General features: G+C 38.5%; 4 protein-coding genes. 1 reads left to right on the top strand and 3 read right to left on the bottom strand.

Annotated features, from left to right (window positions below; genetic code table 11):
• Positions 1-12: 12 nt before the first annotated feature.
• Both AC1DDK_RS04775 and AC1DDK_RS04780 read right to left on the bottom strand, forming a co-directional pair.
• Entirely contained in the window at positions 13-3,369 is a 3,357-nt protein-coding gene (locus AC1DDK_RS04775) for a SusC/RagA family TonB-linked outer membrane protein (RefSeq protein ID WP_477633868.1), read from the bottom strand.
• A gap of 115 nt (positions 3,370-3,484) precedes the next feature.
• Entirely contained in the window at positions 3,485-4,672 is a 1,188-nt protein-coding gene (locus tag AC1DDK_RS04780; RefSeq protein WP_172661062.1) for an ROK family protein, read from the bottom strand.
• Positions 4,673-5,389: 717 nt separating this feature from the next.
• On the opposite strand from AC1DDK_RS04780, the gene AC1DDK_RS04785 reads away from it, so the two are divergent.
• On the top strand, positions 5,390-7,045 hold the full coding sequence (locus tag AC1DDK_RS04785) for an alpha-L-fucosidase (RefSeq protein WP_288884338.1): 1,656 nt from the start codon (positions 5,390-5,392) through the stop codon (positions 7,043-7,045).
• Positions 7,046-7,119: 74 nt separating this feature from the next.
• Here the strand turns inward: AC1DDK_RS04785 and AC1DDK_RS04790 are convergent.
• Positions 7,120-7,753, bottom strand: a 634-nt coding sequence (locus AC1DDK_RS04790; RefSeq protein WP_477633869.1) for a transketolase family protein, incomplete at its 5' end; no start/stop codon positions are given.

The raw sequence follows: 7,753 nt of genomic DNA on the forward strand, positions 1-7,753 counted from the left end.
GTATTTAAATAATTAAAACGATGCTCTGATGTTAAAACCTAAGCTTCTTACCAAAGGGAAGCCACCATATTCAGCAAAAGCACCTGCCCTGTTGCTAAAGATACTTTCAGGATTTACACCATCCTTGGCTGTTTTGTATAGATAAGCTATGTTTCTACCGGTTAAATTCAGGCTTAAGGTATTTATTTTCAATTTACTTAAATACTTACTTGGTACAGTGTAGCCTACCGTTACTTCGCGAAGTGCTACCCAAGAATTTTCAAATACTGAATATTCTCTAATACCACTAGACCATTGACTTAAATTTTCATAATACGCATAAGCCGGGATTGGTTTYAACAAACCTTGTTTAACCGCATCTGCATAGGTCATTCCGCCTAAATCTACTCCATTAGCCTTTAATCCATCGTTTAATACCCCATCCGGAATAATACCATCGTGTTGTGTTACGCCATTTGCATCGGTATAACTTACCCCTCCTGAAGCTTCATCTCTACCAAATAATGAATTTGTGAATGAACCATTCGCTGATCCATATTGATGGGTTCCTGAAGCCATTAAACCACCAATTTTAGCATCAATTTGAAAACCTAAAGAAAAGTTTTTATAAGATAGGTCTTGTCTTGTACTGGCAAGATAATTTTCCATCATGGTTCCTAGATTTTTCCTGGTTCCATCATAATCCTGCGATCTAACAAAAGTGTAATAGCCACCGGTAGTTCCATAACCTGTGTTACCTAATACTTTTTTGCCATTACTTGGGCTGGCAACTGGATTACCGCTTGCGTCTTTCTTTTGATAATATGAATAGGCATAACCTGTAATCAACGATCCATATTGTTCCCCTACTCTGGCTACAGAAGTAATGTCGTTACCAAAAGCTAAATCCAAATCGTAACTTTCAACTCCAGGTGCTAATTCCAATATTTTGTTCCGGTTACGTGTAAAGGTAACAGACGCATTCCAATTAAAATCTCTTGATTCAATTGGCTTACCAGTAATCAAAACCTCAATACCTTGATTTTGGATGTTACCAGCGTTTAAAGCTTGTGAAGTAACTCCCGATTCCTGTGGTAAAGAAAAGCTTAATATTTGATTGTAGGAATTTTTCTTGTAGTACGCGACATCAAAATTCAAACGGTTTTTGAAGAATCCTAAATTGGTACCGATTTCAAACTCCTTGGTCAACTCATTTTTTAAGTTGTCATTTCTAAGAATGTTGTCACTAAATCCATAAACCGATTGATTACCACCATTAGCATTGTTAAAACTACCATCTTGTAGTTTAAAGTAGCCATCAGTATTGGTCTGCTGTGGTTTTGCTGACAATCCAGTATAAGAGTAGGACCCCCTTAACTTACCAAAAGATAATATCGAACTATTTTGGAACACTGGTAATTCGGTAAATATCCATGCCAAACCTACACTTGGATAAAAATAGGAATAATTACCGTGACCATCTCTGTAAGTAAGCGCCGATGACCAGTCATTTCTTCCGCTAACATTTAAGGTCAGCATGTTTTTCCAGGTAATATCTCCGTACAAATAAACTGCGTCAGTACGTTCACCCAAATTTGGATAAGCCGTTGTTGTTGAAGGATCAATGGAATTTGAAATGGAATAAAGATCAGGAACTTTAAGTCCGCCATTGGTAACCGACCTGTTATAAAATGCAGCATCCCCCAGGTTTTTTTGATAAGTTTCCGCTCCTATTGAGGCATTCAATTCGAAATCACTTGAAAGTTCTTTAGTTGCATTCAACAAGCCTTGAACACGATAGGATTTATTGGTATTTTGCGTTATTTCGTAATCGCCACCTGCAAAGGCAATACCAGCTCCTCTATTTTTTCTTTCGTAAGCAATATTGTAAAAGTTAGTATTTGTTCTTACCAAAGCCGAAAGCCAAGGAAGAATTTTAATATTTACATCAATATTTGCCAATAAATTATTTTCCTTTTGAGTCCTGTTGTCATTTTGAAGTCCATAGGCAAATGATCCTATGCCGTAAGGATCGTAACGATTTCTGTCGCTCGAACCCAACGCACCGCCGGTTACCGGGTTGATATTGTTATTGATATAGGCATTTAAATCAACATTTCTAGGCTTATAATATGTAAACGCAAACAAAGGATTATTCGCACTTCCTTGTCTTGCCGGATTCAACGAATTCGACATGGTGTAGTTTACACTCGCATCAACTGAAATTGATTTCGAAATTTCTCTGGTCACTCTAAATGCAAATGCATCTCTTTTTAGTTTATTTCCAGGTTCAACACTCGAATTATTTAAATTGGTATAGGCTAAACGATAAGATGTGTTTTCACTGGCACCTTCAACCGATACATTTGTATTGATAAACTTTCCGGTATTAAAGTAATCTAATGGATTATTGGCTACCCAAGGTCTCATTACGCCATCTAAATCCTTTACCATTCTGCCATCCAACTTAGGACCGAAAGAATAACCACCTACATAGTAACCTGCTGACTGATCAACAACATCTACTCCGTTAGCATCTTTAGCAAATACGGGAGAAATTCCACCTCCATATTGATTTTGAAGATCTACAAATTTATAGKCGTTATCAAAAGAGCTCGTTTGAGATATAGTTACACCCAAACCTTTGCTAGTTTTACCCTTTTTTGAAGTAATTAGTAATACACCACCTGCAGCTTTTGAACCATACAATGATGATGCAGCAGCTCCTTTTAATACGCTGATACTCTCTATGTCATCAGAGTTAATGTTTTTCATAATGTTACCAAAATCTGCTGCGTCGCCCCATGAGTCTGCTCCGGAAGTACCCGGCTCCATTAATATCCCATCATAAACAACTAAAGGCTGTGTATTTGAACTTAATGATGAATTACCTCTTATTCTAATTCTTGAAGAAGAAGTCGGACCACTGGCTCCCTGATTAATCATTACACCGGCTACTTTACCCTGTAAAGCATTTACCACATTGGCGTTATTTGCTTCTGCCAATTCGCTACCGCTAACAGCTGTTGCCGAATAACTTAGTCTTTTGACATCTTTCTTAACACCAAAACCAGTAACAATAACTTCAGAAAGCGATTCTGTGTCATCGACCATCACAATAGTCTGATTGGCTGAAGCGGCAACTTCCTGGCTAACCAAACCGATAGATTTAATAATCAGTTTAGCACCTTCTTTTACTGAAAGCACAAATTTTCCTTCGGCGTTAGTAGAAGTTCCATTTTGAGTTCCCTTTTCGAGAACACTTACCCCAGGGATGGGATTACCAGACGCGTCTTTTATCGTGCCAGTAATATTCTTCTGTGCAAAAGCTGTTATTGTTAAAAAACATAACAACAACAGACTAAAACACTTTAAGTACATTTTTTTCATAATTTTAATTTATTTAGTTAATATTAGTTTAGGATAATTAGGGATTTCTTGATGGATCTTCTTTTATTTCTGCATATACAATTAGTTTTAGTTAAATATTTATATTAGTTAGTTTTTAATTGAATAAGCTATTCTCCACCATTAAACTGGCAGCTGCTAACAACTCTGCCTCTTCACTTAAGGTAGAGAACATTATTTCAGTTTGCTCAGCTATTCGCGGTATACAAAATTCATTGAGTGCTTGTTGTATGGGAGGAAGAAGCATTTTTCCCGCTTTGGCACCTCGTCCACTTAACACGATTCGTTCAGGATTTAAAATGTGAATTAAAGTAGCCAGCCCCTTACCAATCTGAAATGCGGCTTCAGCTAAAATGGAAATCGCAAGCGGATCTTGCTTTACAACTGCATTTAAGAAATGATCAGCATGGCTTTTACTTTTATCTTTAAAAAGAGCCTTTAAGCTAGTTTCTTCACCATTTCTCACTGCTTTTTCGGCTTTCTGAACCATTATCAAAAGAGATGTTTCCACTTCGAGACATCCCCGCTTGCCGCAGGAACACAAAGTATTTGAATTAGACAAGGGTATATGGCTAAATTCTCCGGCGTAACCGCTGCTGCCCCGGTATAATTTACCGTTGATAATCATTCCAAGGCCAGTGCCCCACCCAATATTGACCACGAGCACATCACTTAAATTTCTTGCTTCTCCAAAATTTAATTCGGCCAGAGCGATCAAACTTGAATCGTTATCTATGTATACCGGCAACCCTATTTTTTTTGAGAGGTAATCTTGCAGGCTGATGTCCTTTTCAACTTGCATAAAGGAGTAATTCATACCTTTTTCAGCATTGATAAAGCCAGGCATTCCAATACCAATGCCCAAAAAACGCTCTTTATCAATTGTTGACTTCTTTATACAATCATCAATAAATGCGATCAAAGTATCGGCACTTTTACTCATAGTCATATCCAAATCGACCACCTGGGTTGGTAAAACCTGGTGATTCGAGAGATCATATATTGTTAACTGAGTAGTTAATTGATCCATGGCTACAGCTATTATGTACCGTTTATAATTGGGATTCAATAAAAACATTAAAGGGCGCCTTCCCCCTGTAGATGGCGCGAAACCCTGTTCTATAATTAACCCCTCCCCCATTAACGCATTTACAGCCGACGTAATTAAAGGCAGGCTTTTTTTAGTACGCTTACTTAAATCAATCAGCGAAGATTTTTTTTTATAATAAAGCTGCTTGATGATGTCAGCCCTTAATTGCTGCGCTTTCTTAATTGTTGCTGACATTTTTTAGTTTAGTTTCCATAAAAATATAAATAAAAGAAAAGAAATGCAAACTTTTTAAAAAATTTAATTACATCGGTCATTCTGAATAAATAATTAATCAAGAATCAGTACATACCTCGGAAACCTACTGCCTATTTAATTTACCAACAGCCATGCTAACAGAAAATCATTAATGGAAAGAAGCAGACTAGGATCGGCTAATACTAATCGGTATAAATCAGAAATTACTCGCGAAAGGATATATTTCACTAAATAGAAATGGGTAATTCAATGGAAGCTCCGCTTTGGCCCTGAAGTCATCTCAAAATTCGAGACCAAACCACATAACAGCAACATTTTTAGGTGCATCTCGGGGTAATTAAATAATATAATGCAATTTCATTTATCTAATAGTGACTAAAAACATACAAAAATATTTAACCAAAATAAAAAAGCCTTTTAGTTATTAAAACTAAAAGGCTGACCCTCAAAGTGGAGAATAGCGGAGTTGAAGTTGCCTCAATTCGCAAAAACAAAATTGAAATATCCAGATAAAAAACCAGACTTTAGATTACAAAACGGCCACTTTCGATGAAATACCCACAGGTCACCTCTTAACCATTTCATAAGCAATATTAACACCACAATATGTTAATATTGCTTATGAAATGGTTAAACAACCTAGCTGCGGTAAGTTTTAAAATTCCTTCCTTTGAAGGACCAAATTGACAAATCTTTATGAAAAGAAGAAATCTAATTAAAGGGCTTGCAACGATTATTCCAGCGATGGCCTTATCCAAATCAATAGCTGCGACCAATTATTTTTTAGATCCTGCAGGAAGTAAGGAATTCGCAAAGATACCTTTTTCACCAACCTGGGAGTCTCTGGAAAAATACGTTGTCCCTCAATGGTATAAAGACGCCAAGTTCGGCATTTGGGCTCACTGGGGTCCGCAGTGCGAACCTGAGCGAGGTGACTGGTACGCCAGAGGTATGTACGAAGAAGGCTCTGATCAGTACAAATACCACGTGGAAAAGTACGGACATCCAAGCGAATTTGGATTTAAAGATGTAATTAATAAGTGGAAGGCTGAAAAATGGGACCCTGATTATCTTGTTGGTCTCTACAAAAAAGCAGGCGCACAGTATTTCGTTGCGCTGGCAAATCACCACGACAACATGGACCTTTATGATAGCAAATACCAGGAATGGAATTCTGTAAATATGGGGCCTAAAAAAGATCTTATGGCTGGTTGGGCCAAAGCTGCAAAAAAATATAAATTACCATTAGGGGTAAGTGTTCATGCATCGCATGCATGGAGCTGGATGGAAACTGCTCAGCGAGCGGACAAACATGGGCCAAAGGCCGGTATTCCTTACGATGGAAAAGTTAAAGCAGAAGATGGTAAGGGCAAGTGGTGGGATGGAAAAGATCCACAAGATTTGTATGCACAGAATCATCCGCTGAGTAAAGACAGCGAAAACAACAGCGCCATTCATGCCCAATGGAGTTGGGAAAACGGTGTGGCAGAGCCTACAAAGGAGTATATCGAAAAGTTTTATAACAGGACCATCGATCTTATTGACAAATACAATCCCGAGCTGGTCTATTTTGACGATACTGTGTTACCATTGTGGCCGATCAGTGATGCCGGGCTCAGGATTGCTGCCCACTTGTACAACAAAAGCGTAAAGAAGAATGGAAAAGTTACCGCTGTTGTCAATGGTAAGATTTTGAATGAACAACAGCGCAAGTGTATGATCTGGGACATCGAACGCGGGCAAAGCAATAAAATTGAACCTTATACCTGGCAAACAGATACCTGTATCGGTGCCTGGCATTATGACCGGAGAATTTTTGACAATCACCATTACAAGTCGGCCAAAACCGTGATTCATACCCTACTGGACGTAGTAAGTAAAAACGGGAATCTGCTCCTGAATATACCTTTACGAGGCGACGGATCCATTGACTCTGATGAGCTGGCAGTGGTAGAGGAAATAGGAGAATGGATGAAAATCAACAGTGAGGCTATTTATGCAACCAAACCCTGGAAGGTATTCGGTGAGGGACCTGCAATAGAGAATGTTGCTCCGCTAAGCGGGCCAGGTTTTAATGAAGGCAAAGGAAAACCATTTGATTCAAAAGATGTCAGATTTACCGCCAAAGGAAACGATTTGTATGCGACAGTTCTTGGCTGGCCAGAAGACGGAAAGGTGAACATAAAAAGCCTTGCAAAGGGAAGTTCCTTGAATACCAAAGCTATAAAAAAGGTAACGTTGTTAGGTACGGGAACAACCTCAGATTTTCAGCAAACTGCGGACGGACTAACGATCAAAGTTCCGGGTGTAGAGTCGAAACTGAGTTATGCACTGGTGTTCAAAATATCCTAAACAATTTAACTCAGTTCCATACAAGTAATTCGGGCCAACCGACGTTGGCCCGAAAATACTCTGCTAAGAAGTAGTTATTTTTTTACTCTTTTAATTACTTTTTGAGCTGCTTCAATAATATTAATTGAATCTAATCCGTATTTAGTCATTAACTGATCAGGAGTACCACTTTCACCGAAGCTGTCGTTAACAGCAACAAATTCCTGAGGAGACGGAAGTTCAGTTGAAAGTAATCTTGCAATGCTTTCTCCTAATCCACCAAACTTATTGTGCTCTTCGCAGGTAACCACACATCCTGTTTTCTTTACAGATTTTAGAACTGCTGCTTCATCTAAAGGTTTAATGGTGTGGATATTAATGATTTCAGCATCAATTCCCATTTCTGCTAGTTTTTCGCCAGCTTCAATGGCTTTCCAAACCATGTGTCCGGTTGCAATAATGGTTACATCAGTACCTTCATTTACCATCCATGCTTTACCGATTTCGAATTTCTGATCAGGATCAGTAAATACAGGGATTACAGGACGACCAAAACGCAGGTAAACTGGTCCATGATGCTCAGCAATAGCAATAGTAGCTGCTTTTGTTTGATTGTAATCACAAGGGTTAATTACAGTCATGCCAGGAAGCATTTTCATTAAGCCTATGTCTTCAAGAATCTGGTGAGTTGCGCCGTCCTCTCCAAGGGTTAAACCAGCATGGGAAGCA

The sequence above is a fragment of the Pedobacter sp. 05T44 genome (assembly GCF_056395985.1).